Origin of the sequence: Pseudarthrobacter sp. NIBRBAC000502770 (assembly GCF_006517815.1) — a bacterium.
GTDB classification, from domain to species: domain Bacteria; phylum Actinomycetota; class Actinomycetes; order Actinomycetales; family Micrococcaceae; genus Arthrobacter; species Arthrobacter niigatensis.
The window spans coordinates 3,581,326-3,607,135 of record NZ_CP041198.1; the positions used below are offsets into that span (position 1 = coordinate 3,581,326).

24 protein-coding genes are annotated in these 25,810 nt (G+C 66.0%); 15 read left to right on the forward strand and 9 right to left on the reverse strand.

The window, feature by feature from the left end:
* Positions 1–87: 87 nt before the first annotated feature.
* The 9 genes from NIBR502770_RS17035 (at position 88) to NIBR502770_RS17075 (ending at position 10,109) form a co-directional block, all read left to right on the forward strand.
* On the forward strand, positions 88–1,521 hold the full coding sequence (locus NIBR502770_RS17035) for an HNH endonuclease signature motif containing protein (protein WP_141182734.1): 1,434 nt from the start codon (positions 88–90) through the stop codon (positions 1,519–1,521).
* Positions 1,508–2,389: a cytochrome c oxidase assembly protein gene (locus NIBR502770_RS17040; protein ID WP_141182735.1), complete on the forward strand. Its 882-nt coding sequence runs from the start codon at positions 1,508–1,510 to the stop codon at positions 2,387–2,389. Before NIBR502770_RS17035 ends, NIBR502770_RS17040 begins: the two co-directional genes overlap by 14 nt.
* 209 nt (positions 2,390–2,598) lie before the next feature.
* Positions 2,599–3,135 (forward strand): uracil-DNA glycosylase, encoded by a 537-nt coding sequence (locus NIBR502770_RS17045; protein ID WP_246839826.1) that lies wholly within the window; start codon positions 2,599–2,601, stop codon positions 3,133–3,135.
* Between the two features lie 161 nt (positions 3,136–3,296).
* On the forward strand, positions 3,297–4,409 hold the full coding sequence (locus NIBR502770_RS17050; protein ID WP_168223192.1) for a thermonuclease family protein: 1,113 nt from the start codon (positions 3,297–3,299) through the stop codon (positions 4,407–4,409).
* Between the two features lie 241 nt (positions 4,410–4,650).
* Positions 4,651–5,301 carry a DedA family protein gene (locus NIBR502770_RS17055; protein WP_141182737.1) on the forward strand — a complete coding sequence of 217 codons (651 nt, stop codon included), beginning with the start codon at positions 4,651–4,653 and terminating at the stop codon, positions 5,299–5,301.
* A 43-nt stretch (positions 5,302–5,344) separates the two neighbouring features.
* Positions 5,345–6,052 (forward strand): FadR/GntR family transcriptional regulator, encoded by a 708-nt coding sequence (locus tag NIBR502770_RS17060; protein WP_141182738.1) that lies wholly within the window; start codon positions 5,345–5,347, stop codon positions 6,050–6,052.
* Positions 6,053–6,082: 30 nt separating this feature from the next.
* Entirely contained in the window at positions 6,083–7,111 is a 1,029-nt protein-coding gene (locus NIBR502770_RS17065; protein ID WP_141182739.1) for an asparaginase, read from the forward strand.
* Positions 7,112–7,151: 40 nt separating this feature from the next.
* Positions 7,152–8,567, forward strand: a complete 1,416-nt coding sequence (locus tag NIBR502770_RS17070) for an aspartate ammonia-lyase (protein WP_141182740.1) — start codon at positions 7,152–7,154, stop codon at positions 8,565–8,567.
* Between the two features lie 27 nt (positions 8,568–8,594).
* Positions 8,595–10,109, forward strand: a complete 1,515-nt coding sequence (locus NIBR502770_RS17075; protein ID WP_141182741.1) for an amino acid permease — start codon at positions 8,595–8,597, stop codon at positions 10,107–10,109.
* A gap of 90 nt (positions 10,110–10,199) precedes the next feature.
* On the opposite strand, the gene ggt is transcribed toward NIBR502770_RS17075, so the two are convergent.
* Complete coding sequence (ggt, locus tag NIBR502770_RS17080) at positions 10,200–12,053, reverse strand: gamma-glutamyltransferase (protein ID WP_141182742.1); 1,854 nt, start codon at positions 12,051–12,053, stop codon at positions 10,200–10,202.
* 90 nt (positions 12,054–12,143) lie between these two features.
* Here ggt and NIBR502770_RS17085 point away from each other — a divergent pair, with 90 nt between their 5' ends.
* Positions 12,144–13,091, forward strand: a complete 948-nt coding sequence (locus tag NIBR502770_RS17085; protein ID WP_141158967.1) for an L-lactate dehydrogenase — start codon at positions 12,144–12,146, stop codon at positions 13,089–13,091.
* A 120-nt stretch (positions 13,092–13,211) separates the two neighbouring features.
* Positions 13,212–14,528, forward strand: a complete 1,317-nt coding sequence (locus tag NIBR502770_RS17090) for an ATP-binding protein (RefSeq protein ID WP_141182743.1) — start codon at positions 13,212–13,214, stop codon at positions 14,526–14,528.
* On the opposite strand, the gene NIBR502770_RS17095 is transcribed toward NIBR502770_RS17090, so the two are convergent.
* Together NIBR502770_RS17095 and gluQRS are read right to left on the reverse strand one after the other, a co-directional pair.
* The gene (locus NIBR502770_RS17095) at positions 14,525–15,139 is read right to left on the reverse strand and encodes an HD domain-containing protein (protein ID WP_141158965.1); all 615 of its coding nucleotides are present in this window, start codon (positions 15,137–15,139) and stop codon (positions 14,525–14,527) included. The genes NIBR502770_RS17090 and NIBR502770_RS17095 overlap by 4 nt on opposite strands.
* Positions 15,140–15,148: 9 nt before the next feature.
* The gene (gluQRS, locus tag NIBR502770_RS17100) at positions 15,149–16,045 is read right to left on the reverse strand and encodes a tRNA glutamyl-Q(34) synthetase GluQRS (RefSeq protein WP_141182744.1); all 897 of its coding nucleotides are present in this window, start codon (positions 16,043–16,045) and stop codon (positions 15,149–15,151) included.
* 325 nt (positions 16,046–16,370) lie between these two features.
* Between gluQRS and NIBR502770_RS17105 the strand changes: the two genes are divergently transcribed.
* The gene (locus tag NIBR502770_RS17105) at positions 16,371–16,829 is read left to right on the forward strand and encodes an Lrp/AsnC family transcriptional regulator (RefSeq protein ID WP_210411392.1); all 459 of its coding nucleotides are present in this window, start codon (positions 16,371–16,373) and stop codon (positions 16,827–16,829) included.
* Positions 16,830–16,843: 14 nt separating this feature from the next.
* Here NIBR502770_RS17105 and NIBR502770_RS17110 read toward each other — a convergent pair whose 3' ends face one another.
* Positions 16,844–17,299, reverse strand: coding sequence for an Lrp/AsnC family transcriptional regulator (locus NIBR502770_RS17110; RefSeq protein WP_141182745.1), 456 nt, complete (start codon positions 17,297–17,299; stop codon positions 16,844–16,846).
* 107 nt (positions 17,300–17,406) lie between these two features.
* On the opposite strand from NIBR502770_RS17110, the gene NIBR502770_RS17115 reads away from it, so the two are divergent.
* The gene (locus NIBR502770_RS17115) at positions 17,407–18,048 is read left to right on the forward strand and encodes a LysE family translocator (protein ID WP_141158961.1); all 642 of its coding nucleotides are present in this window, start codon (positions 17,407–17,409) and stop codon (positions 18,046–18,048) included.
* A gap of 19 nt (positions 18,049–18,067) precedes the next feature.
* Here NIBR502770_RS17115 and NIBR502770_RS17120 read toward each other — a convergent pair whose 3' ends face one another.
* The 5 genes from NIBR502770_RS17120 to NIBR502770_RS17140 all read right to left on the reverse strand — a co-directional run bounded on the left by NIBR502770_RS17120 (position 18,068) and on the right by NIBR502770_RS17140 (position 23,240).
* A complete protein-coding gene (locus NIBR502770_RS17120; protein WP_141158960.1) occupies positions 18,068–19,045 on the reverse strand; it encodes a hypothetical protein in 978 nt (325 codons plus the stop codon).
* A gap of 76 nt (positions 19,046–19,121) precedes the next feature.
* Positions 19,122–19,625, reverse strand: a complete 504-nt coding sequence (locus NIBR502770_RS17125; protein ID WP_141182746.1) for a DUF456 domain-containing protein — start codon at positions 19,623–19,625, stop codon at positions 19,122–19,124.
* A gap of 93 nt (positions 19,626–19,718) precedes the next feature.
* Positions 19,719–20,918 carry an NADP-dependent malic enzyme gene (locus NIBR502770_RS17130; protein ID WP_141182747.1) on the reverse strand — a complete coding sequence of 400 codons (1,200 nt, stop codon included), beginning with the start codon at positions 20,916–20,918 and terminating at the stop codon, positions 19,719–19,721.
* Between the two features lie 289 nt (positions 20,919–21,207).
* Entirely contained in the window at positions 21,208–21,816 is a 609-nt protein-coding gene (locus NIBR502770_RS17135) for a TetR/AcrR family transcriptional regulator (protein WP_141158957.1), read from the reverse strand.
* 137 nt (positions 21,817–21,953) lie between these two features.
* A complete protein-coding gene (locus NIBR502770_RS17140; RefSeq protein WP_141182748.1) occupies positions 21,954–23,240 on the reverse strand; it encodes an MFS transporter in 1,287 nt (428 codons plus the stop codon).
* A 119-nt stretch (positions 23,241–23,359) separates the two neighbouring features.
* Here NIBR502770_RS17140 and rraA point away from each other — a divergent pair, with 119 nt between their 5' ends.
* Together rraA and NIBR502770_RS17150 are read left to right on the forward strand one after the other, a co-directional pair.
* Complete coding sequence (gene rraA, locus NIBR502770_RS17145; protein WP_210411338.1) at positions 23,360–23,857, forward strand: ribonuclease E activity regulator RraA; 498 nt, start codon at positions 23,360–23,362, stop codon at positions 23,855–23,857.
* A gap of 119 nt (positions 23,858–23,976) precedes the next feature.
* Positions 23,977–25,641: an MDR family MFS transporter gene (locus NIBR502770_RS17150; RefSeq protein WP_141182749.1), complete on the forward strand. Its 1,665-nt coding sequence runs from the start codon at positions 23,977–23,979 to the stop codon at positions 25,639–25,641.
* The last annotated feature ends 169 nt before the right edge of the window (positions 25,642–25,810 follow it).

Consider the following 25,810-nt stretch of genomic DNA (forward strand, 5'->3'; position numbering starts at 1 on the left):
ACGGCCCGCGCCGTTGCTGGGTTTGCGTTTTCCACATAGGGGTTTTGGGTGGCTGGGATTGCCAGGGGCTGGTGGAAGAGTTTGGCTATGGGAGTGATTGTGGAATCGGCGGGAGTGGACCGGGCTGCGCGGTGGGCGGAACCGTCTGCTGTTGGCGCTGTTTCATACCTGCCCGCTGCTCCTTGCATCGCGGATGTGCTTAACCTGTTGGCCCGTGTTCCCCTGGCTGCTGATGGTGCGGGGTTGATTGACCAGATTCGCGGGCTGGAGGAGTTGAAGTGCTTTGCCGGTGCCCGGCAGGCTGAGGCCGCGGTCGCTTTTGACCTGTCCCAGCGGCGGGAACAGGCCGACGCCGGGGTCCCGGCCGCCGATCAGGGTGCCGGAGTCTCGGCGCAGATCGCCCTGGCAAGGCGGGAGTCCCCGGCCCGGGGTTCCCGGCTGCTGGGCCTGGCCAAGGCGTTGACCGGGATGCCGCACACGTTCGCCGCGTTCCGTGCCGGGCTGCTCAATGAGTGGCGGACCACCCTGATCGTGAAGGAAACCATCTGCCTCACGCCCGGGGACCGGGCCGGGGTGGATGAGGAACTCGCCGATACCGGTGCCCTGGACGGTGCGGGAGACAAAGCGATCATCGCCGCCGTCCGCGCCGCGGCGTACCGGCGCGACCCGGCCTCCGCCGCCAAACGCGCGGCCCGGGCCGTGAGCGAGCGGTGTGTGAGCCTGCGCCCGGCCCCGGACACCATGGCCTACCTGACCGCGCTCCTCCCGGTCGCCCAGGGCGTGGCCGCCTACGCCGCCCTGGTCCGGGACGCGGACACCGCCCGGGCGGCCGGAGATGACCGGTCCCGCGGGCAGGTCATGGCCGATACCCTCATCGAACGCCTCACCGGCGCCCCCGGCGGCATCACCGGGGTCCAGATCCAGCTCGTCATGACCGACCGCACCCTCCTCCGGGCCGACGCAGAACCAGCACGGCTCCCCGGCTACGGCACCATCCCCGCCGAACCGGCTCGGGCCATCGCCCTCGCCGGCGGACCAGCCCCGGGAAAACCGGTGACCGGCGAGGGAGCCGCTCATGAACTCGACCTGTGGGTCCGGCGGCTTTACACCGCCCCGGGCAGCGGCGAGCTCGTGGCGATGGACTCCACAGCCCGGCTCTTCCCGGCCGGGTTGAAACGGTTTCTCCAGGTCCGGGACGACACCTGCCGCACCCCGTACTGCGACGCCCCGATCAGGCACCACGACCACATCACCGCCTGGCACACCGGTGGACCCACCAGCGTGAATAATGGCCAAGGTTTGTGCGAAGCATGCAACCACACCAAAGAAACCCCCGGCTGGACGGCCCAAACCATCCAGGGACAGCGGCATACCGTGGCAACCACCACCCCCACCGGCCACACCTACCACTCCACCGCCCCACCACTCCCCGGCGCTCCGATATGCCAAAGCCCCGCACACGGCAACCAGTCAGGCCATTCTCAGGAACGACGCCTAGCATTGGCCCGTGCCACCCCTTGAGATCCTCCTTTCCTCCTGGCGACTCGATTGGGCCGCTGCAGCTTTCGTCGCGGTGACCGGCATCCTGTACGGGTGGGGAATGCGGTCCGCCGCACTCGGCGGCCATCGATGGCCGGTGTGGCGGGCGGTAGCGTTCTACGTCCTGGGCCTGGGCTCGTTCACCATCCTTACCTGCGGCTTTACCGGGGTTTACGGCGCTGAGCAACGGTGGGCGTTCACCCTCAAAATATCCCTGCTGCTGTTTGTTGTGCCCCTGCTGATCGGGCTTGGCAAACCCCTCACCCTTGCCCGGGCGGCATTGGCCCCCAAGGGCAGGTCGGCCTTGGACAAAGTCCTGTCCAGCAGGCCAGTTCGATTCGTGAGCAACTCATTCGGTGCGCCGCTGCTGGGCCTGGCACTCTTCTCCACTTTCCTCACGCCGGCCTTCTTCACATTGCGGACCGACCCCGTGGCCGGCGCGCTGCTCACCCTTGGAGTACCTCTTTTGGGAATGCTGATGGCGTTGCCCATCATCGAAGAATCCGACTTCCAGCGGTCCAGCGCCTACCTGACCCTTGAATTCATGTTCGTATTCATCGAGCTGCTGATCGACGCGGTCCCGGGCATCCTGCTGAGCCTCAACGGCCAGGTACTCGACCATGTGATGTCCGTTTCCAATCCCCAATGGTGGTTCCGGGACGCCCTCCAAGACCAGCAGTTCGCCGGGAACCTGCTGTGGTTCATCTGCGAGGTCCTGGACCTGCCGTTGATCATTCTCATGTTCATCCGCTTCTCGCGCAGTGACAAAAGGGAAGCCGGCGCGTTCGATGATCTAACAGATGAGCAGCTCGATGAACTTCAAAACCAGCACCTGCGCGGACGGCACTAGGCCAACCGGCAGCGGGCGGAAGCAACCTGGACGTCTCCCCAAAATCTGGTGTGCCCACCCCTACCCGGGGAAGCGTAGAGTGACATAGGACGCCTGATTCTGGACGCCTCGCTGCCAAGGGAGTAATCGTGACGATTGATTGGGACGAAAAAAAGGCCCTGCTACAGAAACCGAATATCGCGAAGGTAACCCAACTTTGCGATGAACTGATGGAAAAGAAGCCCGGTTCCAATGTCCCCTACATCGACCCCGTCCACGACGAAGACGAGTGCAGAATCATCAGCCTCCAGGCGAGCCCCGGCAAGGGGACCGAATCCGGGTTCGTCTCCCACAACAATGATGACGAGGCTGCCCGCAGGGCCACCCAGATCTATGAACTCGCCGAGCTGGATCCCCGGTACGTCATGCCGTGGAATGCCTACCCCTGGGTGCGGGAGAGTGGCAGCCCCTCGGCGTTGAGTGTCCAGGAAAAGACCGACGGCCTCCGCCCGTTCCGCCAGTTCCTCAAAATAAATTCCCGCGTTTCGGCCATCATCGCGCACGGCACGGACGCTTCCACGTTCCTGACCCTCTTTGAGAAGACCTACCACTCATCGTTGAAGAACAGCGGCATCAAGATCTACAAGGCCTCCGCCCTCGGCGGCAGGGCCTTTGCTGTTTCCGAGGCCAAACAGGAAGAGCTGCTCACCAAGAGCGTCGAAACTTACCGCGACGCGATGCAGCGGGCGGGCATTCAGCACCTTTAGGCCCGGGGTTGCCCGTATTCGATAAAACTGCGCCCTCCTTGATCCGCCCTTGATGAATTCTTGACCCTCCATCTCCAGCATTGGTGGAGTAAACACTCAGGAATCTCCGAGGTATGCCTTTGAACAGCCTCGTTTCCTGGTTTAAATCGGGGGAACTTGGCATGAAGAAGATACTCATCGCGTCGTTGCTGACAACGGGCCTGGTCGCCGGATCGTTCGCTGCGGGTGCAGCTGCCAACGCCGGCAACGGCACTGTTGTCCGCGTCATCGACGGGGACACACTGGTGGTTTCCATCAACAACAGCGACCAAACAATTCGCCTGTTGAACATCGACACCCCTGAAACCAAGGACCCGAACCAGCCGGTCGAATGCCTCGGCCCGGAGGCCTCAAAGTATCTTGAGGGCCTGCTGCCGAAGGGAACCCAGGTTAGGTTGGAGTTCGACGCCGAGCGTCACGACAAGTACGGCCGGACTCTCGCCGGCGTCTTCACCGCAGACGGTTCCCTGGTCAATGCCAAAATTGCGCAGCAGGGACTGGGAATTCCAGTCGAGTATGGCGGCAACAGAAGGTTCCTCCCGCCCGTGACAGCGGCATACGAAGAGGCCAGGGCGGCAAAGACCGGCCTCTTCTCGGAGGGCATTGGCTGCACCCTTCCAGCCCAGTTGGCTGAGGCGACCCAAGGACTGGAAACCGCCACCGCGGCTTCGCCGGCAACTACTTCCGCCGCGGCAGGTACTGCGGCAGGCGTACTCGCCGCCAAGGTGGCAGCGGCCAAGGCCTTGCGCAAGATCCTGAACGGTGACAAGGCGACAGAGCGGGCGCTCTTCTGGGCTGGCCTTTCAACTGTCGTGCTGGCCAAGCACGTATCCAACCTCGACAAAAAGATCTCCGCCGCAGAAGCGAAAGCAGAAGATACAAAGGCCCTGAAAGCTACCCTGGCCGCGGCGGAGAAGAAAGCCGAGGAGGAGCGGGCGGCGGCTGCAGCCCGGGCGGCCGCTGAACGCAAAGCGGCAGAAGAGCGGGCTGCCGCGGAAAAGAAGATGGCGGAAGAGGCCGCGGCGGCCGAGGCTGCTGCAAAAGCCGCAGCAGCCGAAGCAGCCCGGAAAGCGGCGGCTGAGGCTGAACGCCTGCGCAGTCTTCCGGCACCAGCACCAATCCCAGCGCCCTACGTCGCGCCGGCGCCGCAGCCATACGTTCCTCCTGCCCCCTCCACCAAGTACACCGGCCCACGCTGCTATGCGCCGGGCGGTAAGACGTGGCGGCCATGCTGACCCCCCAAACCCGTCTTCGGAGATAACGGAGATGGCAGATTTACAGGATTCTTTCAGCCATGCGGGTGCATACTCATAGGAACCCTGACCGGCGATAGAACCAGGCTGAACCTTGACGCCCCGTACCAACCATTCCCCCGGGGCGGCGTCCCAAGCGGACGCCGCGGCCGTGCGCATGGCGGTCCTCCCCCAGCTTCGGCACTGGATCGCCGTCCCGGCGTGCCAGGCCTGACCCGCTGCCATGTCGGGCTTCATTGACAGCCTCCTGAACGTCAGCCCGCTGGTGGCGTACATTGCCGTCTTCTGCCTCGTGTTCGCCGAGGACGCCTTGTTCGTCGGCTTCGTCATCCCCGGCGAAACCGCAGCTGTCCTGGGTGGAGTGGTGGCCAGCCGCGGTGAAGTGCAGCTCGGCGTCATGATGGCCCTGGTGGTGGCCGCTGCCATCATTGGCGACACTGTTGGCTACGAGGTGGGCAAGCACCTGGGCAGCCGCCTCGTGAAAACCAAGGCACTCGCCCGCCATGCTTCAAAACTGGAATACGCCCAGGACCTGCTGCGCCGCAGGGGCGGTTCCGCGGTTTTCCTGGGCCGCTTCACCGCCTTCTTCCGCGCCGTCATGCCCGCCCTGGCAGGTACGTCCCGCATGCCCTACGGCAGGTTCTTTGCCTACAACGCGGCAGGGGGCCTGGTCTGGGGCATCGGCTTCGTCCTTCTGGGGTACCTCGCCGGCAACTCCTACGAGGCCGTCGCCAAAGCGGTGGGACAAGACCTCGCCCTCGTCATTGCCGCCGTGGCAGTGGTGGCACTCGCCGTCTGGCACTTCCGCTCACGACTCCGGAGGCAGCAGCGGCGCCCGGCAGGCCGACGGCGGGACAGCGCCCCGAATTCATGAGCAAGGTTTGACAGCAAACTGTGACCAGTGCCATATTTAAGGCGTGAACCTGTCAGACAGCCGGACAGCAGGACAGCCTGCATTCCGTCCCCTTGCCCGGCTAAGCGCTGCCGAGGCGGTGTTCAACGCCATCCGCGGGGACATCGAGTCCGGCAACATCCCGGTTGGCAGCAAACTCAGCTCAGAGGCCACACTCTCCCAGCAGTACGGAGTAAGCCGCTCGGTGATCCGGGAGGCCCTCCGCTCGTGCACCGCCCTCGGCATGACCGTCACCCGCACCGGCAAGGGCACGTTCGTCATTGCCAACAAGGTGGCAAATGACCTCACCTTGGGCCAGTACTCCGCCCGCGACCTTACCGAAGCCCGCCCCCACATCGAAATCCCCGCTGCCGGACTTGCCGCTGAGCGGCGCACGGAAGAAGAACTCGATACCCTTCGCCACATCATGGGCGCCATGTCCACCGAAACCGACCTGGAATCGTGGGTGGCCCTGGACTCCAGCTTCCACGCCACGATTGCCCGCGCCAGCGGCAACAAGGTGTTCGCAACAGTCGTGGCTGACATCCGGGACGCACTTGCGCACCAATCCGAGACCCTGAACATGGTGGCAGACCGCCAGCACGCTTCAGACATCGAGCACCAGGAAATCCTCGCTGCCATCGAAACCGGCTCCGCGGAAAAAGCCCGTGCCGCCATGGCCCACCATCTCGAAGCCGTGGGCGTAGCCCTGGACTCCATCCTTAACAGCTAGCAAGATCCAACCGACCTTCCCAAGGACCCCATGCCCTCCCCCGTTTTTTCTGCTGCCCACACCGCTGCCCCGGCCGGGGTGACCCTTCCGCAGCATGCCCCCTTGGTCGCGGCCATCCGCGACCAACTGGTGGAAAGCATCCACTACGGCTCCGCCATTGCCCTCGCGGCTGACGGTTCCGTGGCAGCGTCCGCGGGCGATCCCCTGGCACCGTTCTACCCCCGCTCTGCGCTCAAGCCCCTCCAGGCGGTGGCCATGGTCCGCGCGGGCCTTGAACTTCCGGCAGACCTGCTGGCACTGGCCGCCGCGAGCCATTCGGGCGCGGCAGCACACCGCGACGGTGCGCTGCGAATCCTCGAACTGCACGGACTGGCCCCCGCGGACCTGGAGAACAGCATTGACCTCCCCTACGGCACCGCCGAACGGGAAGACTGGCTGCGCGCCGGCGGAAGCGCCACCCACATCGCCCAGAACTGCTCGGGCAAGCACGCCGCCATGGTGGCCACCTGCAAAATCAACGGCTGGCCTGTGAAGGGTTACCTGGACCCATCCCGCCCGTTGCAGCGGCTCGTGGCGCAAACGGTCATCGACCTGACCAACGAAGAGCCGGCCGCCGCGAGCACGGACGGCTGCGGCACCCCCTTGTTCGCCCTCACGCTGCGCGGCATGGCCCGCGCCTTCGGCCGGATTGCCAAGGCTGCGGCGGACGACGACGGCAGCCCGGAAGCCGTCGTCGGCCTCGCCATGCAGCAGCACCCCGAGATGGTGGCCGGCGAGGGGCGCGACGTCACCGCACTGATGCGCCTGCTGCCCGGCACCGTGGCAAAGGACGGCTTTGAGGGCGTGCAGCTGGTGGGCCTGCCCTCCGGCAGCGCCGTGGCCGTCAAGATCTCCGACGGCGGCGACCGCGCCCGGATGCCCGCCACCGTCCGCCTGCTGGAGGCACTGGACATCGACACCGACGAGCTCGCCGGCATCGCCACCGCCCCGGTACTGGGCGGCGGCCGCGAGGTGGGCCGGCTGTTGGCCACTGATTTCCTTGCTCCTGTATCCGCATAACGACTGTCCGAACCCGACAACGACGCCCCGTAAGGACCCCATGACCATCACCCAAACCACCGCAGACGTCCGGTCCGAACACGACCTGCTCGGCGACCGGGACGTGCCCGCGCACGCCTACTGGGGCGTGCACACGCTCCGGGCCGTGGAAAACTTCCCCATCACCGGCCAGAAGCTCTCCTCCAACATGCACCTGGTCCGGGGCCTTGCCGCCGTGAAACTGGCCGCCGCGCGCACCAACCGCGAGCTGGGCCTGCTGGATGCCGAACGCGCCGAAGCCATCGAGCAAGCCTGCCAGGATGTCATGGCCGGACGCCTTGCCGACCAGTTCGTGGTGGACGTGGTCCAGGGCGGTGCCGGGACGTCGTCGAACATGAACGCCAACGAGGTCATTGCCAACCGGGCCCTGGAGATCCTGGGCCACCCCAAGGGCGACTACGCGCGGCTTCACCCCAACGACCACGTCAACCTCAGCCAGTCCACCAACGACGTGTACCCCACGGCCGTGAAGCTGGGCACCATCTTCGCCGCCCGTGAGCTGCTGGCTGCACTCGAAGAACTCGAGGATGCCTGCGCTGCCAAGGCCATGGAATTCCGCACCGTGGTCAAGATGGGCCGCACCCAGCTGCAGGACGCCGTACCCATGACCCTGGGCCAGGAGTTCGGCAGCTACGCCGTGACCATCGGCGAGGACCGGCTGCGCCTGGCTGAAGCCGAACTGCTGATCCACGAGATCAACCTGGGCGCCACCGCCATCGGCACTGGCCTGAACGCCCCCGCCGGCTACGCCGACACAGCCTGCCGGCACCTGGCGGAAATCACCGGACTGCCGCTGGTCACCGCCGTCGACCTCATCGAAGCAACCCAGGACGTGGGCGCGTTCGTCCACCTCTCCGGCGTCCTCAAGCGCGTGGCCGTGAAGCTGTCCAAGATCTGCAACGACCTCCGCCTCCTCTCCTCCGGCCCCCGGGCCGGCTTCGGCGAGATCAACCTGCCGGCCGTCCAGTCGGGGTCCTCCATCATGCCCGGCAAGATCAACCCGGTCATCCCGGAAGTGGTCTCGCAGGTGGCCTACGAGGTCATCGGCAACGACGTCACCATCACCATGGCCGCCGAAGCCGGGCAGCTGCAGCTCAACGCCTTCGAACCGATCATTGTCCACAGCCTCCACAAGAGCATCTCCCACCTCGAAGCAGCCTGCCGCACCCTCACGGCCCGCTGCATCAGTGGAATCACCGCCAACACCGACCACCTGCGCCGCACCGTGGAGCAGTCCATCGGCCTGGTCACCGCATTGAATCCCCACCTCGGCTACGCCACCGCCACTGCCATCGCGCAGGAAGCACTTGCCACCGGCAAGGGCGTGGCCGAGCTCGTCCTGGAACACGGGCTCCTCACCGACGCCCAGCTCCTGGACCTCCTCAGCCCCGAACGCCTGGCAAACCTCAGCAAGTAGTCCCCACCTGCTCCGAAGGACACACCAATGACAAATACTCCCCTTCCCGACCACCTGATTGATGGTGGTCACGCGCATGCGTCCGAGACCTCCCTGCACGCGGAGGACAAGGGCTACCACAAGAACCTCAAGCCGCGGCAGATCCAGATGATCGCGATCGGCGGTGCGATCGGTACCGGCCTGTTCCTGGGCGCCGGCGGCCGGCTCAACGCGGCCGGCCCGTCCCTGGTCATCGCCTACGCGGTGTGCGGGTTCTTCGCGTTCCTGATCCTGCGCGCCCTGGGCGAACTGGTCCTGCACCGGCCCTCATCGGGCTCGTTCGTTTCCTACGCCCGCGAATTCTTCGGCGAAAAAGCCGCGTTCGTCTCCGGCTGGTTCTACTGGATCAACTGGGCCACCACCACCATCGTGGACATCACCGCCGCCGCCCTCTACATGCACTTCTTCGGCAACTACATCCCCTGGATGGCCGACGTCCCGCAGTGGGCCTGGGCACTGACCGCCCTCCTCGTCGTCCTGGCCCTGAACCTGGTCTCCGTGAAAGTCTTCGGCGAAATGGAATTCTGGTTCGCCCTCATCAAAGTCGCCGCCCTCGTCGCGTTCCTGATCATCGGCACCTACTTCGTCATCTTCGGCACCCCCGTCGACGGCCAGCAGGTCGGCATCAGCCTCCTGTCCGACAACGGCGGAATCTTCCCCAACGGCCTGCTCCCCATGATCATCCTCATGCAGGGCGTCCTCTTCGCCTACGCCTCCATCGAACTCGTCGGCACCGCCGCCGGCGAAACCGAAAACCCCGAAAAAATCATGCCCAAAGCCATCAACTCCGTGGTCTTCCGCATCGCCGTGTTCTACGTCGGCTCCGTCATCCTCCTCGCCCTGCTGCTGCCCTTCACCTCCTACCAAAAAGGCGTCAGCCCCTTCGTGACGTTCTTCGGCTCCATCGGCGTCCAGGGCGTGGACGTCATCATGAACCTCGTCGTCCTCACCGCCGCCCTGTCCTCCCTGAACGCCGGACTCTACTCCACCGGCCGGATCCTGCGCTCCATGTCCGTCAACGGCTCCGCCCCCAAATTCGCCTCCCGCATGAACAAAGCAGGCGTCCCCTACGGCGGCATCGCCATCACCGCCACCGTCTCCCTCCTCGGCGTCCCCCTGAACTACCTCGTCCCCGCCGAAGCCTTCGAAATCGTCCTCAACATCGCCTCCGTCGGCATCATCATGACCTGGGCCACCATCGTGCTCTGCCAAATCCAACTCAAACGCTGGGCCGACAAAGGCTGGGTCGAACGCCCCACCTTCCGCATGTTCGGCGCCCCCTACACCGGCTACCTCTCCCTGCTCTTCCTCATCGGCGTCCTGGCCATGGTCTTCATCGACTCACCCCTGACCATGCTCGTCACCGCCATCGCCTCCATCCTCATGGTCGCCGGCTGGTACGCCTGCCGCACCCGCATCCGCCACATCGCCGAAACCCGCGACGGCTACACCGGCACGTCCCCGGTAGTCGCCAACGCGCCGGCTGACACCTTCAAGAAGTAGCTGCCGCAAGACGTCCGACGGCGGCACCCGGGTTCTGGAATTCGCAGAACCCGGGTGCCGCCGTCGGGGTTTAAGGGCAGTTCCCGGCCGTCACTTGGACGGCTTGACCACCAACGCTGACCCTCCGCCGCGCCTTACCGGCTCGGCTGCGGCCAGGGTGCGCCCGTCCTCGAGGAATTCGATGGCGGTGGCCGCCCCAATCTCCGAGGCGGAAGTTCCCGGGGCACCGGCCGCCATAAACGTGTGGCCATAGCGGGCCGCCAGGACCTTGCCTGACGGGGAGTCAATGAAGGCCTGTTCCGCTGTCACATTGGCGGTATTCCGCTGGGACGCACGGGGGGCCGCGATGGCGTCCGGGATGCTCATGCCCAGGTCAATGCGGTTGACGATCGTCTGCAGGACGGTGGTGATGATGGTGGAACCGCCCGGTGAGCCCAGTGCCAGGAACGGCTTGCCGTCCTCCAGCAGGATGGTGGGGGACATGGACGAACGCGGCCGCTTGCCCGGCTCGATCCGGTTGGGATCGGCCTTGTCGTACACGGCTGAGAAGTCCGTGAGCTCGTTGTTCAGGATGAACCCGCGTCCGGGAACCACCATGCCGGAGCCGCCGGTCTGTTCAATGGTCAGCGTGTACTCCACCACGTTGCCCCACTTGTCCGACACGGTCATGTTGGTGGTGTTGATGTTTTCCGTGTCCTTCTCGTCCTCGGCAGCGGCAGGTTTCACCGGGCAGGTTCCGTCGTAGTTGCTGACGTCACCTGGCAGCACCGGCTTGGTTGCGGCATGGGTGGGATCAAGCTCGCAGGCGCGTTCCTTGCCGAAGATGGGATCCGTCAGGGCCTTGGTGGGCACCTTCACAAACGCCGGGTCCCCCACGTACTTGGCACGGTCCGCAAAAGCCAGCGCGCTGGCCTCGAGGTAGTGGTGCAGCACTGCAGGCTGGTCCCTTTTCAGTCCCGGCAGGTCGAACACGTCCAGGATGTTCAGCGATTCGCCCACCGTGGTGCCGCCGCTGCTGGAAGGCGCCATGCCGTAGACGTCGTAGCCCCGGTAGTTCACATGCGTTGGGTCCTGGTCCAGGGCTTTGTAGTGCTCCAGGTCCTCCTCGGTCATCGAGCCTTTGGGGACTGGGAGGGTGGTGTCCTTGGACTTGGGCGGGTTCTGCACGGTGTTGGCGATCTCCTTGGCCAGCGGTCCGTTGTAGAACGCGTCCATTCCCTTGTCTGCCAATAGCCGGTAGGTGTCTGCGAGGTCGGGGTTCTTCAGGACTGATCCTACGGCGGGCGCCTCGCCGCCCGGAAGGTAGATCTCGCTGGTGGCGGGGAAAGCGGAGAAGCGGACCTTGTTCTCTGTGGTCTGAAGATTGAACGTCTTGTCCACCACGAATCCGCGGTCAGCGACCCCAATGGCAGGTTCCAGCGCCTTCTTCAGGCTGAACTTCCCCCAACGCTCCAGCGCGCGTTCCCACGTGGCGGGCGTTCCCGGGACGCCCACCGAGACGCCGCTGGTGACGAGTTCTGGCGTGAAGTTGTAAGGTTTGCCGGTCTTCGGATCGATAAAGGCATCATGGGTGATGCCCGCCGGCGCCGTTTCCCGCCCATCGATGGTGCTGACTTTCCCGGACTTCGCGTCGTAGTAGACGAAGTAACCGCCACCGCCAATTCCGGCGCTGTACGGTTCGGTGACCCCCAGGGTGGCTGCCGCGGCTACGGCGGCATCAACGGCATTTCCGCCATGCCTGAGGACATCGATGGCCGCCGCTGACGCTTCCGGGTCCACAGTACTCACCGCGCCGCCGTAACCGGTGGCCGTGGGGTTCTTGTCGGTGTGGCGCCCGTCGCCTTCATGCGGGTTTGTCGCGACTGCGGGGCTGACGGCCCCCGTGGTGACGCTTATGGCCAGCGCGGCAGTAACAGCTGCGAGCCGGCGTCCGAAATGTGGCATGGTGGCTCCTAAATGGGGGTTTGAGTGATGTGGGCCACGCTACTCTTCGGGTAGGACACACTCAACGGCTCCGGAAAGGAAGGGTGCACCATGGCAGGATCCAAGCTCGCGGTGGTAGGCGCGGGAAGCGTCGGAACCTCGCTGGCGTACGCAGCATTGATCCGCGGCTCTGCCAGCAACATCGCACTGTTCGATGTCAACGCGCCCAAGGCGGAGGCTGAAGCCCTGGACCTTGCCCATGGCAGCCAGTTCGCCGCGGCGTCGGCCACCGTAACAGGCGGCGGGGACATCGCCGTTACGGAAGGCGCCGACGTCGTGGTCATCACGGCCGGCGCCAAGCAGAACCCCGGCCAGAGCCGGCTGGACCTGGCCGGCACCAATGTGCGGATCCTGGAGCAGTTGATGCCGCCGCTGCTGGAGCAGGCACCGGATGCTGTCTATGTCCTGGTGACCAACCCGTGCGATGTCCTGACGGTGGCCGCGCAGCGGATTTCCGGACTGCCCCCGGAGCGGATCTTCTCCTCCGGAACGGTACTGGACACGTCCCGGCTGCGCTGGCTGTTGGCCCGCCGGGCAGGGGTCTCCGTCACCAGCGTCCACGCCAGCATGGTGGGCGAGCACGGTGACACCGAGTTCCCGCTGTGGTCCGGCGCCACCATCGGCCCGGTGCCGATCCGCGATTGGACGGTTGGCGGGGAACGGATCTTCACGCCCGAATCCCTCACTGGCGCCGCCAAGGAAGTGGTGCAGGCCGCTTACAAGGTCATCGCGGGCAAGGGGGCCACGAACTACGCCATCGGCCTCTCCGGCGCCCGCATCGTGGAAGCGCTGCTCCGCGACGACAACGCCGTCCTGCCCGTTTCCACGGTCCTGTCGGGGCTCTACGGGATCTCCGGGGTGGCGCTGTCCCTGCCCAGCGTGGTGGGCCGCGGCGGCGTGCACCGGGTTCTTGAGACACCCATGGACGACGACGAGCTGGCAGCACTGCGTCACTCTGCGGACACCCTGCGGCACTCCATGGACGCGCTGGGCCTGTGAGTGGACGTCATGCAACGCCGCCGCAACCCTCCCGGGCGGCGGCTTCGCATAAGCTCACTTCCAGGTGCCAAACGCTGGCCCACCGGGACTGGCTCGACGACGAACCAACAGGAGTAACGCATGACCAACTGGCGGATCAGGGATTTCCATTCGGCGGACCTGGACGGGATCCTGCACCTGTGGGAGACGCTGAAGGCCAACAACGTGGAGCCCGTCTATGCCCTGTCCGAGGTCCTCGCCTCCTGCGAAAAAGACCATGCAGTGGTGGCGGTGCTGGGTGAGCAGGTGGTGGGCGCCGCCGTCGGGCGGGCCGCCCACGACCAGGGCTGGATTGTCTTCCTCGCCACCCTGCCCGAATACCGGGGCCGCGGCATCGGCACCTCGCTGCTGGCCGCCGTCGAAAACCGGATGGCCCCGCATGGCCTGAACAAGCTCTCGGCGCTGATGCCGGAATCCGAAACCCGGGTGGAGGCGTTCCTGGGCCGCGGCTTCGCGCTCAAGAAGAACCTCCGCTACTTCGAACGCACCATCCCGGTCCAGCGGCAGGAGCTCGGTGCCCTCGGCCAGCTCGGCGGCCGGGTCCTGGCACGCGACCTGTGGGAAAACGTGGCGGGGATGCGCAAGGAAAAGGAACTGCTCGAACGCCGCCTGGTGCTTCCACTCGCCGAGGCAGACCTGGCCGATGAATTCGGCGTGGTGCCGCCGCGCGCCGTCGTCCTGTTCGGCCCGCCAGGCACCGGCAAGACCACCTTCGCCAAGGCCATCGCGTCCCGGCTCGAATGGCCGTTCGTGGAAGTGTTCCCCTCCCGGCTGGCCGGTGATCCCCAGGGCCTGGCCGGCGCACTGCGCGAAACCTTCCTGGAAATCGCCGAGTTGGAGCACGCGGTGGTGTTCATCGACGAGGTGGAGGAAATCGCCTCGCAACGGGCCGGGGACCCGCCGTCGCCGCTGCAGGGCGTGACCAACGAGCTGCTCAAGATCATCCCGGCGTTCCGCGAACAGCCCGGCAGGCTCCTGGTCTGCGCCACCAACTTCATCCGCGCCCTGGACTCTGCATTCCTGCGCCACGGCCGGTTCGACTACGTCATCCCCATCGGGTTGCCGGACCGGCAGGCACGCGAAGCCATGTGGCAGCGCTTCATCCCCGCCACCGTGGTGGACGGCGTGGACGTGGAACTCCTGGTGGAGCGCACCGAGGGTTTCTCCCCGGCGGATATCGAGTACGCCGCCCGGAGCGCGTCACAGCGGGCACTGGAAAAGGCAGTGTACGACGACGGCGGGCTGGCCTCGGGGGGCGATGTGTCCGTCCGTGAGGCGGTGCGGAAGGGCCCTTCCACCCAGGACTACCTGGACGCCATCGGTGACACCCGGACCACCGTGAGCGCTGAAGTGCAGGCGGATTTCCTTGAGGACATCGAGGCGCTGGGGCGGGTCTAGCTCCCGGAACCGGAGTCGTACCGGAGGTTTTCGTAGTCCGTGTCGTCGGCCTCGTCCAGCTGGGCGTCGAATTCCTCAAGCAACCATGGGTTGGCCCGGGCCAGGATCTTCCGGACTTCTTCCACCTCTACGGCGGCATACAGCACGGGCCTGGCATCACGGTACTTGGTGACCGGAGGCTTGTCCGGCCACTTCGCCGCGAGCGCCTGGACACGTTCCGGCAGCGAATTGTGGGCATTGTCGGCGATCTTGACCAGGGCGGCGTCATGGTCCTGGGCGATCTCGAGCATGCCGGCCTGGTAATCATCCGGGTTGCTGTGCAGTCGGTTAGTGACGCGCTCGATGATGTCCACCGAACGCTCCGGGACCCCCATGTCCAGCAGTGCCTGGCGGGTGATAGGTGTGTCCTCGGCGATGTCGTGGAGATACCCGGCGATCCGGATCTCGTCGTCGAAGTCCGCCAGGGCATCGCCCACGGCAAGGACGTGCTCCCGGTACGGGCGCTTCAGCTTGTCCTTTTGCCTGTTGTGGGCCACTTCGGCCAGGACCTTGGCTGTTTCCACCGTAAACCTGGGTGCGGGGTTCTGCTCCGGAAAGTGCTCGCGTGACATGCACTAAGCCTAGGGCGTGGTTGCCGCCTTGGGTGTCCACACCCAAGGTTCCCGGGGCAGGGCTCCGGGGCGGAAGGCCGGCAACGCCTGCCCCAGCGTCCCGCCCGGCAGTCCGACGGACGCCAGCAGCCTGTCCCGGACCTCCCCTGCCGCCACCCCGGTCTTCGCCAGGTCAGCGAGCGTGACCGCACCGTCACGCTTGGCCAGCCGCACGCCGTCGTGGTTCACCACAAGGGGAACATGCGCATATTCCGGTATTCGAATATTCAAGAGGCTTGCGAGATACGCCTGGCGGGGGGTGGACGGGAGCAAGTCATCACCGCGGACCACCTGGTCTATGCCCTGTTCGGCATCGTCCACCACCACGGCAAGGTTATAGGCCGTGACGCCGTCGTTGCGCCGCAGCACAAAGTCGTCCACTACCCCCGTGAACTGTCCGCGGAGGACATCCGTCACGGTGAACTCCGCGACGCCGGCCCGCAGGCGGAGGGCGGCGGGCCGGACGGAACGCTTGAACTCCAGCTCCGCGCGGTCCAGGTTTCGGCAGGTTCCCGGGTAGGCGCCCTGCGGGGCATGCGGCGCGGACGCCGCCTCCTGGATCTCCCGGCGGGTGCAGAAACACTCGTACGTGAGGCCCGCCCGCGTGAGCCGGGTGATTGCCTCGGCATAGAGGGGCCCCCGGGCCGTCTGCCTCACCACGTCGCCGTCCCAGGTGACGCCGATGGCGGCCAAGTCCCGTAACTGCTCCGCCTCCGCCCCGGCGCGGGCACGGTCGAGGTCCTCCACCCGCAACAGGAAGGCCCGGCCGGTGGAGCGGGCGAAGAGCCAGGCGAGCATGGCGGTGCGGAGGTTCCCGATATGTAGTTCGCCGGAGGGGCTGGGGGCGAAGCGGCCGGCGGAGGTCATGAACCAACCCTAGACCGAACGACACAAGAGCCCCTCAGCTACCGATGACAGCGGAATCCGACGTCGGTAACCCAGGGGCTCTTGCCGTGTTTGCAGAGTGAGCATGGTGTGAACAAGCCTCATTCAGCGGCGGCCTCCTTGCGGGAGGCGGTGTCCAGGGTGCGGGTGGTGTGCCGGGAAACCTGTAAGCCTGCGGGTTCGAGCGGTAGCTTTTGCCCTTATTGCCACCATTCCAACAGACCACCTACAGTTGGTACAACAAGCAGGACTTTGGTTAGTCATACTGATCAATTTCTTACGCGGGAGCAGGCAGGAAGTGATCAGATTGCAGGAACTGGACGCAACAGACAAGCGGATCCTGAATGCACTGGATCAGGACCCCCGGATCCCGGTCATGGTGCTCGCGCAAAAGCTGGGCCTGGCACGCGGAACCGTGCAGTCACGGATGGAGCGGATGGCGGCGTCGGGCGCCCTCCGGCCCAACAGCAGCCGCGTCCTGCCATCGGCCCTGGGGCGCGGCGTCGCGGCGGCCGTCAGCGCAGAACTTGACCAAAGCCACTTGAATGAGGCCATCGATGCACTGCGGCGGATCCCCGAAGTCCTGGAGTGCCACGCGCCGGCCGGGGACACCGACCTCCTCATCCGCGTGGTGGCCAAAAGCCCTGACGACCTCTACCGCGTCTCCGAAGAAATCCGTCTCTGCCCCGGCATCGTCAGGACGTCCACGAGCATGTTCCTGCGCGAGGTCATCCCGTACCGCACCACCGGATTGCTCGAAGGGTAACCGTTGCCCAGCGGCTACACCGGCGGCCCGGCGTTCGACTTCAGGTTCTTCATGACCAGCGTTGACGTCAGCCGCTCCACGCCAGGAAGGGATGTGAGCTCGGTGTCATAGAAACGCTGGTAGGCCGGCAGGTCTTCGGCGATGATCTTCAGCAGGTAGTCCGGCGAGCCGAACAGCCGCTGGGCCTCAATGATGTTCGGGTTCGCTGCCACCCGGTTCTCAAAGATCTCCATCGTGGACCTGTCCACCTGGCGGAGCGTGACGAACACGATCGCCTCGAACCCCAGGCCCACCGCAGCCGGGTCGACGTCCGCCTTGTAGCCGCGGATGACTCCGGACTGTTCCAGTTCCCTCAGTCTCCGGTGGCATGGTGCCACCGTCAGCCCCACCTTGGCAGCAAGCGCCGTGGCCGTCATCCTGCCATCCTCCTGGAGGTGGCGCAAAATATTCCTGTCGATACTGTCGATCACGCAATAAACATATCGGTTCGGCGGTGGGTCGGGCGAAAACCGGACAGCACTTTTGGCTGAATTCTCCCTATGGTTGCTCCTGAGAGTATTCCCGACAGGAGAAAACCATGAATCCGCAGCTGTTCCTGGCCTTTTTGGTGGTGGCCGCCGCCCTGGCGTGCACGCCGGGAGTGGACTGGGCCTACACCATCGCAGCGGGACTGAGGCAGCGCAGTTTCGTTCCGGCGGTGGCAGGACTATGCGGCGGATATATCCTGCACACGGTCCTGCTGGTGGCAGGACTGGCCGCGGTGCTGGCCGGGTTGCCCGGCGTCCTGGGCTGGATCACCCTGGCAGGTGCCGGCTACCTGCTGTGGCTCGGGGTGGGAACCCTCCGGTCCTGGCGGAGGGCCACCTTCAGCGCCCATGCCGACGGCGGCTCCGGCACCCAGCTGCGCACCTTCCTGCAGGGCATGGGCACCAGCGGGATCAACCCCAAGGGCCTGCTCTTCTACGTGGCGCTCATCCCACAGTTCATCAGCGCCGATGCTTCCCTGCCCGTGCCAGTGCAGTCCGGACTGCTCGGCATGACGTTCGTTGTCCTGGTGGGCGTGGTCTACACCGTGGTGGCCCTGCTCTCACGCACGCTGCTGCGAAGCAGGCCCGGCGCCGCCCGGGCGGTGACCCTCGCCAGTGGCATCATCATGGTGGTGCTGGGGGCCGTGCTGCTCGGTGAGCAGCTGGTGCCGTTTCTGGCCGCCCGGGCGTAGCACCGGGTCAGGGGGGCTCCTAGTCCCCGTTGAGTTCCTTCCAGTCCTGCTCCCAGATCCGCCGCATCTCCTCGTCCTTGCGGATGGGTACCGGCGCCCCAAGCTCGCGCTGCGGTTCCGGGTCCGGGCGCCGGCGGCCCCAGTCACGCGGGTTCAGCGTCCGGCGGCTTGATTCCAGCACCAGCAGCGCCCGGTCAGTCAACGCATCATTGCGGAGCGTCAGGTGGGTCTTGCGACGGCGGAGTACCTCAGCGATGGCTTGGTGTGCGGCGTCCAGTCGGCCCTCCCTGCGCAAGGCACGGGCGCGGACCAGCAGCAGGGCGGCGGAAAGATCGTCCGCGTTCAGCAGTCCGTCGGTCCAGTCGATGACGGTCCGGGTTCGACCCAGCGCAAGGGCCAGAGAGCAGCGCGCCAGGGCCATGGGCAGCGACGGCGGCAGCCCGGTGAGCGCATCGAGAGCAGCTTCCGTGCGGCCCGTCTCGCGGAGCGAGTGGGCGAGGGCCAGGAACACCGATTCCTCACTGAACAGGACGGGGATCTCCACCCGCTCGGCCAGTTCTATCCTGGTGACGATCCGGGTGAGGTAGGTGGAGGAGTAGCGGTTCGCCTCGTCATCGTTCCTGGTGGTGAGGCCGCGCTGGAGGAGCTCGGAAGCCCTCAGGTAGCCGCCATGCTTGTATATCAGCAGTCCGGCCATCAGGTAGCAGAGACCGGCCCAGCCGGGGTAGGCGCGCGCCAGGGTGATCAGGCGTTCCGGTTCGCGGCTCGTGAAGACAGCCTCGTGGACCGCCTTGGCCGGCTTGGGCATCAGCCGCTTGAGCCGGGGCACCTCGCCGTCGACGGACAGCAGGGCGGGATTGCGCCCGCCCAGGACGCCGGTCAGCAGGCCGCCCACACCTCCAGCAAGGTCGTGGACCGGAGTGCGCAGGTATGGCTGGCCGAAGGGAGTGAGGTCGCGGCTGTCCCAGTAGATCGGTGCAGTTTCCCCGGAGCCCATCCTTCCATGCTAACCGCGGCCGGCCGGAGGCGGACGCCCATCCCGGAAGGCGGCGCCGGACTGGGGGCCTTGGACTCTAAGCGCCGGCCGCGGCTATCCACACCCCGATCACCCAGGTACTGGCAGCCAGGCAGGCGAGCCCGAATTCGGCAAGCATTCCCAGGCCCGTGGCCTTCAGTGCCGCCCAGCTGGACCTTGACGCGGTCGAGATGTTCCGGGTGCGGAGGAACTCGCTGGCCAGCAGCCCGGCGGCGAAGCCAACGAAGAGTCCCACTACCGGGATGATGAACATTCCCGCCACACCCGCCACCAAAGCCACCACGACGCTGCGGCTTGGAATGGCGTGCTGCTTCAGTTTCCGGCCGGTGAGGACGGCGCCAGCTGTCATTCCTGCGGCCACGAAGATCATGGCCACTGCGAATACCACCCATCCCGCCGTTCCGGCACCGCCCCAGATGGCCCACGCCAGCAGGCTCACGCCGATCAGGACGCTCCCGGGCAGGACAGGAATGATGGTGCCGGCCACCCCCACCAGGATCGCCAGGCCGCACAGGATGGTCACCACGGTTTCGGAGCTCATGGTGCCCAGTCTAGGGTGCTGCCTTAATGCCCGACGGCGGTACCTCCTTCAGGAAAGGAGGCACCGCCGTCGTGGTTTCCGGGGAAGGAAGCCCTACCCTGCTTCGACCGCTGCGGCGACCGCGGCGGTGACTGCCGGGGCCACGCGGGGGTCCAGGGGGCTGGGCACGATGTAGTCGGCCGACAGCTCCTCTTCGGCGAGCTCGGCGATGGCGCGTGCCGCCGCAAGCTTCATGGCAGGGGTGATGCGGCGGGCGCCGGCGTCGAGGGCACCGCGGAAAATGCCGGGGAACGCCAGGACGTTGTTGATCTGGTTCGGGAAATCACTGCGGCCCGTGGCCACAACGGCGGCGTACTTCACGGCAACCTCAGGCAGGACTTCGGGGTCCGGGTTGGACAGCGCGAACACGATGGCGTCCTTGTTCATGGTGGCCAGGTGCGCCTCGTCCAGCTTGGAGGAGGAGACGCCGATGAAGACGTCGGCACCGGCCAGCGCCTCGGCGGGTCCGCCCGAAATGCCGCGGGGGTTGCTGCGGCCGGCGATGTCGGCTTTCTTGCCCGCGGGGCTGGCGGCGAGGTCGGCCCGGTTGCTGTTGATGACACCCCGGGAATCGAGCAGCACCACGTCGGTGATGCCCGCTGCCAGCAGGATTTCGGCAACGGCGATTCCGGCCGCGCCTGCACCAGACACCACGACCTTGAGCCGTTCGAGGCCGCGGCCGGTTACCTTCGCGGCGTTGGTGAGGGCAGCAAGGGCCACCACGGCGGTGCCGTGCTGGTCGTCGTGCATGACCGGGCAGTCCAGGGCTTCGATGAGCTTTTCCTCAAGCTCGAAGCAGCGCGGTGCCGAGATGTCTTCGAGGTTCACGGCGCCGAAGCTGGGGCGGAGGCGGACCAGGGTCTCCACGATCTCGTCCACATCGGTGGTGTTGAGTACCAGCGGGATGGAGTCAAGGTCGCCAAAGGTCTTGAAGAGGGCGGACTTGCCTTCCATCACCGGAAGCGAGGCGCTGGCGCCAATGTTGCCCAGGCCCAGGACGGCGGTGCCATCGCTGACCACGACCACCAGGCGTTCCGCCCAGGTCAGTGTGCGGGCGAGTTCGGGCTTGGCATGGATGGCACGGCTGACCTCGGCGACACCCGGCGTGTAGGCGATGGACAGGTCCCGCTTGTTGGACAGCGGAACAGTACTGGTGACGGACAGCTTGCCGCCCTGGTGGGCGCCGAAGATCTCTTCTTCGGTCAGGGCAGTGGCTGCTGAGTTGTCGGTGGCGGTGATTGCGTCAATGGACACGTCGTTGTCTCCTGGTGCTTGCCGTGGGCGCACGGCACATGGGGCTGGAGCCCGGCAGCGGGCCCAGCATGGAAAGTAGTGCGACAGGAAACCCAGGGGTGGCGGGTCCGTGGGGAACGCCGGGGATGTTTCCGCCCTGCCGCTCCTGTGCCTCCATGGTAGGCAGCCCCAGGGGTGCGGTCCGGCCACCCTTGACACGAAGCAACCCTGCTAAAACGCTTACGCAGGACATCTTGTGGTCCGCATCACGTGATTATGGCGGATTTAATGCCGTTTTGGTCTAGACCAGTTACGCGGTTTTGCCCACTGTGAACCCTGATTCAGCACCGGGGGACAGCCGTCCGCAGGCCTTTTTGAGGTCCTCCTCGGCTTCGAAGAGCGAGAGGCGGCGGTTGCGCACTGACTGGACCAGACCAGTGACGGTCAGGAGCAGGACCCGGGCGCCAACGGCATCACCGCAGGCTCCGGCCACAAGCTTCTCACTGAGCGCGTCGATCTCGCGCAGCAGATCCGTGGTGTCCTTCTCGGGGAGGTAGACGCCCCGGCTGAGGCACTGCTCCACCGCGGGCTGCATGACGCGCATGTGGAAGATCTCCATCAGCAGGCCGGAAAGCGCCCGGCCGCGGAAGCGCGGGGACGAGCCGCGGGACCCTGCCTGCAGCTCATCCAGCTGCTGGCGGTACAAGGCGAGCATCAGATGCGTTGGGGAGGGAAAGTACCGGTAGAGCGTGCCGAGCGGAACGTCCGCTTTTTCCGCGACCTCGGAGAGTTCCACGGCGTCAAGCCCGGTCCGGGCAAACCCTGCAGCGGTGTCGAGGATCCGTGCATAGCGGAGCCGCTGGCGCGGAGCGGAAGGCCTGGCGGCCATGGGCGGATGGTCTGAAAAAGTCTCGGGCATCAGCATTCCGGGGTTGTGTGTTAGCGACTGCGGCCAGGAGCGCCCCCACTTCCGTACCGCCCTGCAGCCGGTTCAACTATACGGCACAGGTCCGTGCCCTAATTCGTCAGCCACCCTTACTATCAAGGGCCGCAAGGTCAGTCGACGCCCTTGATCTTCACCACGAAGACGGCGCCCAACAGTCCGATGACCGCCGCCGTGAGGAACAGCGTCCGGTAGCCACCCCAGTAGGCCACTGCCAGCAGCGCCAGCCCCGGGGCAACCACCTGCGGCAGCGAGTTGGCCACGTTGATGACCCCCATGTCCTTGCCGCGGCTAACCGCGAAGGGCAGGACCTGGGTCAACAGTGCGAAGTCAACGGCAAGGTAGGCGCCAAACCCAATGCCCAGGACGGCGGCACCGGCCAGGGCTCCGGGCCACACGGGAAAGAACGCCATGATGGCACCCGCCATCGCGATGGTGGCGGAGGAGGCGATGACGAAGGGCTTCCGGCGGCCCACCCGGTCGCTCCAGGGCCCAGCGGCCACGGCGGTGATCATCACCATGACGGCGTAAATGCCCGTCAGGACCAGCACTCCCGCGGCGGGGTCCTCATGGTGGATGACGTCCCGCAGGAAGAAGAGCAGGTAGACGATGGTCAGTTGGTTGCCAACGTTCACCAGGAAGCGTGTCAGCCAGGCCCAGGCGAAGTCCGGGTAGATAAACGGGCTGATCCAGAAGCCCCTGATGAATACCCGGGGGCGGAAAGCCTCCAGTTCCGACTTGGGCAGAGCGGGGTCATTGCGGTGGAACAGGTACGGCAGAACGGACAGCAGCAGGGCCCCCGCGCAGAGCCAATAGCCCACCAGGAAGTTTCCCGAGACCACGGCTCCGAAAACTGCCCCGGTGAGGATGCCGAGGGTCTGGCCCATCGCTGCGAGGCCGCCCACTCCCCCGCGCTGGACCACGGGGACCCGGTCGGGGACCGCAGCGGTGATCGCTGCGTAGGCGGCATTTGCGCCCAGCTGCACCAGGCACCAGAAGAGGACCATCAGGGCCACGGCGCCCGAGAAGGACATAGCCACAAGCGCCGCAGCAGCAAGCACTGCCCCGGCCAGCACCCACGGAGCCCGGCGGCCGAAGCGCGACGTTGTCCGGTCCGAGAACGCGCCGGCCAGGGGATTGGCCACCAGGGAAACAGCCGCGCCGCAGGCCGTGACCAGCGAGAGGATGGCTTCCTTGCTGGGCGCGTCGATGCTGATGGCCTGTTGGCCGATGAAAACGTTAATCGGCCCGAAAAATGCCGCGTTGATACCCACGTTCACCAGCACCAGGCCGGTCACCCAGCGGGCGGTGACCTTTCGCACCGGCTCGGCGAGCGCCGCCCCGGTGCTCTCCTCTTCCGCGGGCGGCCCCGAGGGCGCGGGAGTGTTGGACAGGCTCATTGCGTGGCTCCCCCCGGTGCGGCCGTTTGGCAGTGGGATCAGACTATCGTGGGCGGTATCGCGCCGCCCGTCCCAAGGCGCCGCATGTGCATAATCCACCACCAGGCGAGGAGAGCCACGTGACCACACCAGCAGGAACCGGATCCGCCCCGGCCGTGAACACCGCCGATCTTTATGATGAGCGCGGCGACGGGCTGGCGTCCGTCTCGCTGCAGTTCCAGTCCCTGGGCGGCCGCTCCCACTTCAGCGGCCCGGTCCGGACCATCCGCTGTTACCAGGACAACGCCCTGGTGAAGTCCACGCTCGGCTCCCCGGGGAACGGTGCGGTCCTGGTGGTGGACGGCGGCGGCTCGCTGGGGACTGCCCTGATGGGGGACATGATTGCCGAAAGCGCCGTGGCCAACGGCTGGGCCGGCGTCGTCATTAATGGCGCCATCCGCGACCGGCTGGCCATCGCGGAACTGGATCTTGGCGTCAAGGCGCTCGGCAGCAACCCCCGCAAAAGCCAGAAGGCCGGAGCCGGCGAGGTTGACGTGGATGTAGTGATCGACGGCGTGACCTTCCGCCCCGGAGCCACCGTCTGGTGCGACCCGGACGGCATCCTCGTGGAGCCGTGAGGAAGGGCGGGCAAAACTTCTTCGGTAAAAATCCGAGGACGGGGAATAGAAAGAACCGGTAAGATAGTTACTGAAAGCAACTATCGCTGCTTATATCCTTTTCTTTCCTTGGAGCACCCATGTCCAAAGCCCCTTCCGCGCCCCGTGCCGGAGAAACACTGACGCAACGACAGATCGTCACGGTAATGGTGGGCCTGATGCTGGGCATGTTCCTGGCGTCGCTTGACCAGACCATCGTCTCCACGTCCATCTACACCATCGCCAACGACCTCGACGGGCTCTCGCTGCAGGCCTGGGCCACCACCGCGTACCTCATCACGTCCACCGTCAGCACGCCGCTGTACGGCAAGTTGAGCGACATCTTCGGGCGCCGGCCGCTGTACCTGACGGCGATCCTCATCTTCCTGGTGGGCTCGCTGTACGCCGGCTCGGTCCACTCGATGACCGAACTCGCAGTTGCCCGCGGCATCCAGGGCCTGGGCGCCGGTGGCCTGCTGGCCCTGGCGCTGACCATCATCGGCGACATCGTCTCTCTCAAGGACCGCGCCAAGTTCCAGGGCTACTTCATGTCGGTGTTCGGCATCTCCTCCGTCCTGGGCCCGGTGGTGGGCGGCGCGTTCGCCGGTTCCGCCAACATCCTCGGTTTTGACGGCTGGCGCTGGGTCTTCTTCATCAACATCCCCATTGGCCTCGCCGCGCTCACGGTGGTCTTCCTGTTCCTGCACCTGCCCGCCAAGCACCTGAAGCAGAAGATCGACTACTGGGGCGCAGCCGCGATCACCGTCGCCATCGTTCCGCTCCTGCTGGTGGCCGAACAGGGCCGCACCTGGGGCTGGACGTCGCTGAACTCCTTCCTTTGCTATGGCCTGGGCGTGGTGGGCATTGCGTGGTTCCTGCTGGCGGAAAAGCGTGCCGGCGACTACGCCCTGATCCCGCTCCGGCTCTTCCACAACGTCACGTTCGGGCTGTCTTCCCTGCTGAACTTCATCATCGGCATCGGGATGTTCGGCGCCATCGCGATGCTCCCCATGTACCTCCAGCTCGTGAAGGGCCTCACCCCCACCCAAGCCGGCCTGATGATGATCACCTTCACCGTGGGCATCCTGTTCGGTTCCATCACCGCCGGCCGCACCATCTCCGCCTCCGGGACGTTCCGCATCTTCCCCATCATGGGCACCGGCATCCTGACCGCGGCCGCCCTGGTGATGGGCTTCTCCCTGGGCGTTGACACCGGGCTCTGGGTGCCGGGCGGCATCGCGGTCTTCTTCGGCGTCGGCCTGGGCTTCTGCATGCAGCCGCTCACCCTGGCCATGCAGACCTCGGTCCCGCCGCGCGACATGGGCGTGGGAACCTCCTCGGCCGCGTTCTTCCGCTCCATGGGCGGCGCCGTGGGAACCGCAGTCTTCATCTCCATGCTCTTCAGCCTGGCCGCAAACCGGATTGCCGACGGCATGAAGGCCGCCACCACGGACCCCGCCTACCTGGCCGTCCTGAAGGATCCCGCCGTCGCGTCGGACCCGGCCAATGCCAAGCTGTACGACTTCTTCAAGAACGGCGCGTCCAACGACTCCCTGAACGACACCAGCTGGCTCCACACCGCCAACAGCACGCTCACCAGGCCCATTACCGAAGGCTTCGCCACGTCCATTGACACGGTGATGCTGACGGCCGCGGCCCTGACGGGCCTGGCATTCCTCATCAGCTTCGCCCTTCCCCGCAAGAAGCTGACGGACCAGAAAGCATCCCCGCAGGACGACGACAGCATGCAGATCCCGGCGCACTGACGCCGGTCACCCCGCCCGGGTGAGCGGGACAGTGCGATGAGACGACGACGGCGGCACGGCCCGCCGTCGCCGTCGTTCCTTAAGGCCCGGGCAGACCCTGCCAAGTGGAACCTGCGGCGGTGACGTGCCACACTGTTTAGCGCGTGTGCGCCGGCCCCTCCGGCCGGTA

Bases quoted from the DNA above. Each gene is read 5' to 3' on its own strand.
- gluQRS (WP_141182744.1), bottom strand. From the start codon at position 16,045: ATGACCTCCGCCGGCCGCTTCGCCCCCAGCCCCTCCGGCGAACTACAT.
- NIBR502770_RS17150 (WP_141182749.1), top strand. From the start codon at position 23,977: ATGTCCAAAGCCCCTTCCGCGCCCCGTGCCGGAGAAACACTGACGCAA.
- NIBR502770_RS17085 (WP_141158967.1), top strand. From the start codon at position 12,144: ATGGCAGGATCCAAGCTCGCGGTGGTAGGCGCGGGAAGCGTCGGAACC.
- NIBR502770_RS17065 (WP_141182739.1), top strand. From the start codon at position 6,083: ATGCCCTCCCCCGTTTTTTCTGCTGCCCACACCGCTGCCCCGGCCGGG.
- NIBR502770_RS17070 (WP_141182740.1), top strand. From the start codon at position 7,152: ATGACCATCACCCAAACCACCGCAGACGTCCGGTCCGAACACGACCTG.
- NIBR502770_RS17090 (WP_141182743.1), top strand. From the start codon at position 13,212: ATGACCAACTGGCGGATCAGGGATTTCCATTCGGCGGACCTGGACGGG.
- NIBR502770_RS17095 (WP_141158965.1), bottom strand. From the start codon at position 15,139: ATGTCACGCGAGCACTTTCCGGAGCAGAACCCCGCACCCAGGTTTACG.
- NIBR502770_RS17055 (WP_141182737.1), top strand. From the start codon at position 4,651: ATGTCGGGCTTCATTGACAGCCTCCTGAACGTCAGCCCGCTGGTGGCG.
- NIBR502770_RS17050 (WP_168223192.1), top strand. From the start codon at position 3,297: ATGAAGAAGATACTCATCGCGTCGTTGCTGACAACGGGCCTGGTCGCC.
- ggt (WP_141182742.1), bottom strand. From the start codon at position 12,053: ATGCCACATTTCGGACGCCGGCTCGCAGCTGTTACTGCCGCGCTGGCC.
- NIBR502770_RS17045 (WP_246839826.1), top strand. From the start codon at position 2,599: ATGGAAAAGAAGCCCGGTTCCAATGTCCCCTACATCGACCCCGTCCAC.
- NIBR502770_RS17135 (WP_141158957.1), bottom strand. From the start codon at position 21,816: ATGCCCGAGACTTTTTCAGACCATCCGCCCATGGCCGCCAGGCCTTCC.
- NIBR502770_RS17035 (WP_141182734.1), top strand. From the start codon at position 88: ATGGGAGTGATTGTGGAATCGGCGGGAGTGGACCGGGCTGCGCGGTGG.
- NIBR502770_RS17125 (WP_141182746.1), bottom strand. From the start codon at position 19,625: ATGAGCTCCGAAACCGTGGTGACCATCCTGTGCGGCCTGGCGATCCTG.
- NIBR502770_RS17075 (WP_141182741.1), top strand. From the start codon at position 8,595: ATGACAAATACTCCCCTTCCCGACCACCTGATTGATGGTGGTCACGCG.
- NIBR502770_RS17115 (WP_141158961.1), top strand. From the start codon at position 17,407: ATGAATCCGCAGCTGTTCCTGGCCTTTTTGGTGGTGGCCGCCGCCCTG.
- NIBR502770_RS17120 (WP_141158960.1), bottom strand. From the start codon at position 19,045: ATGGGCTCCGGGGAAACTGCACCGATCTACTGGGACAGCCGCGACCTC.
- NIBR502770_RS17140 (WP_141182748.1), bottom strand. From the start codon at position 23,240: ATGAGCCTGTCCAACACTCCCGCGCCCTCGGGGCCGCCCGCGGAAGAG.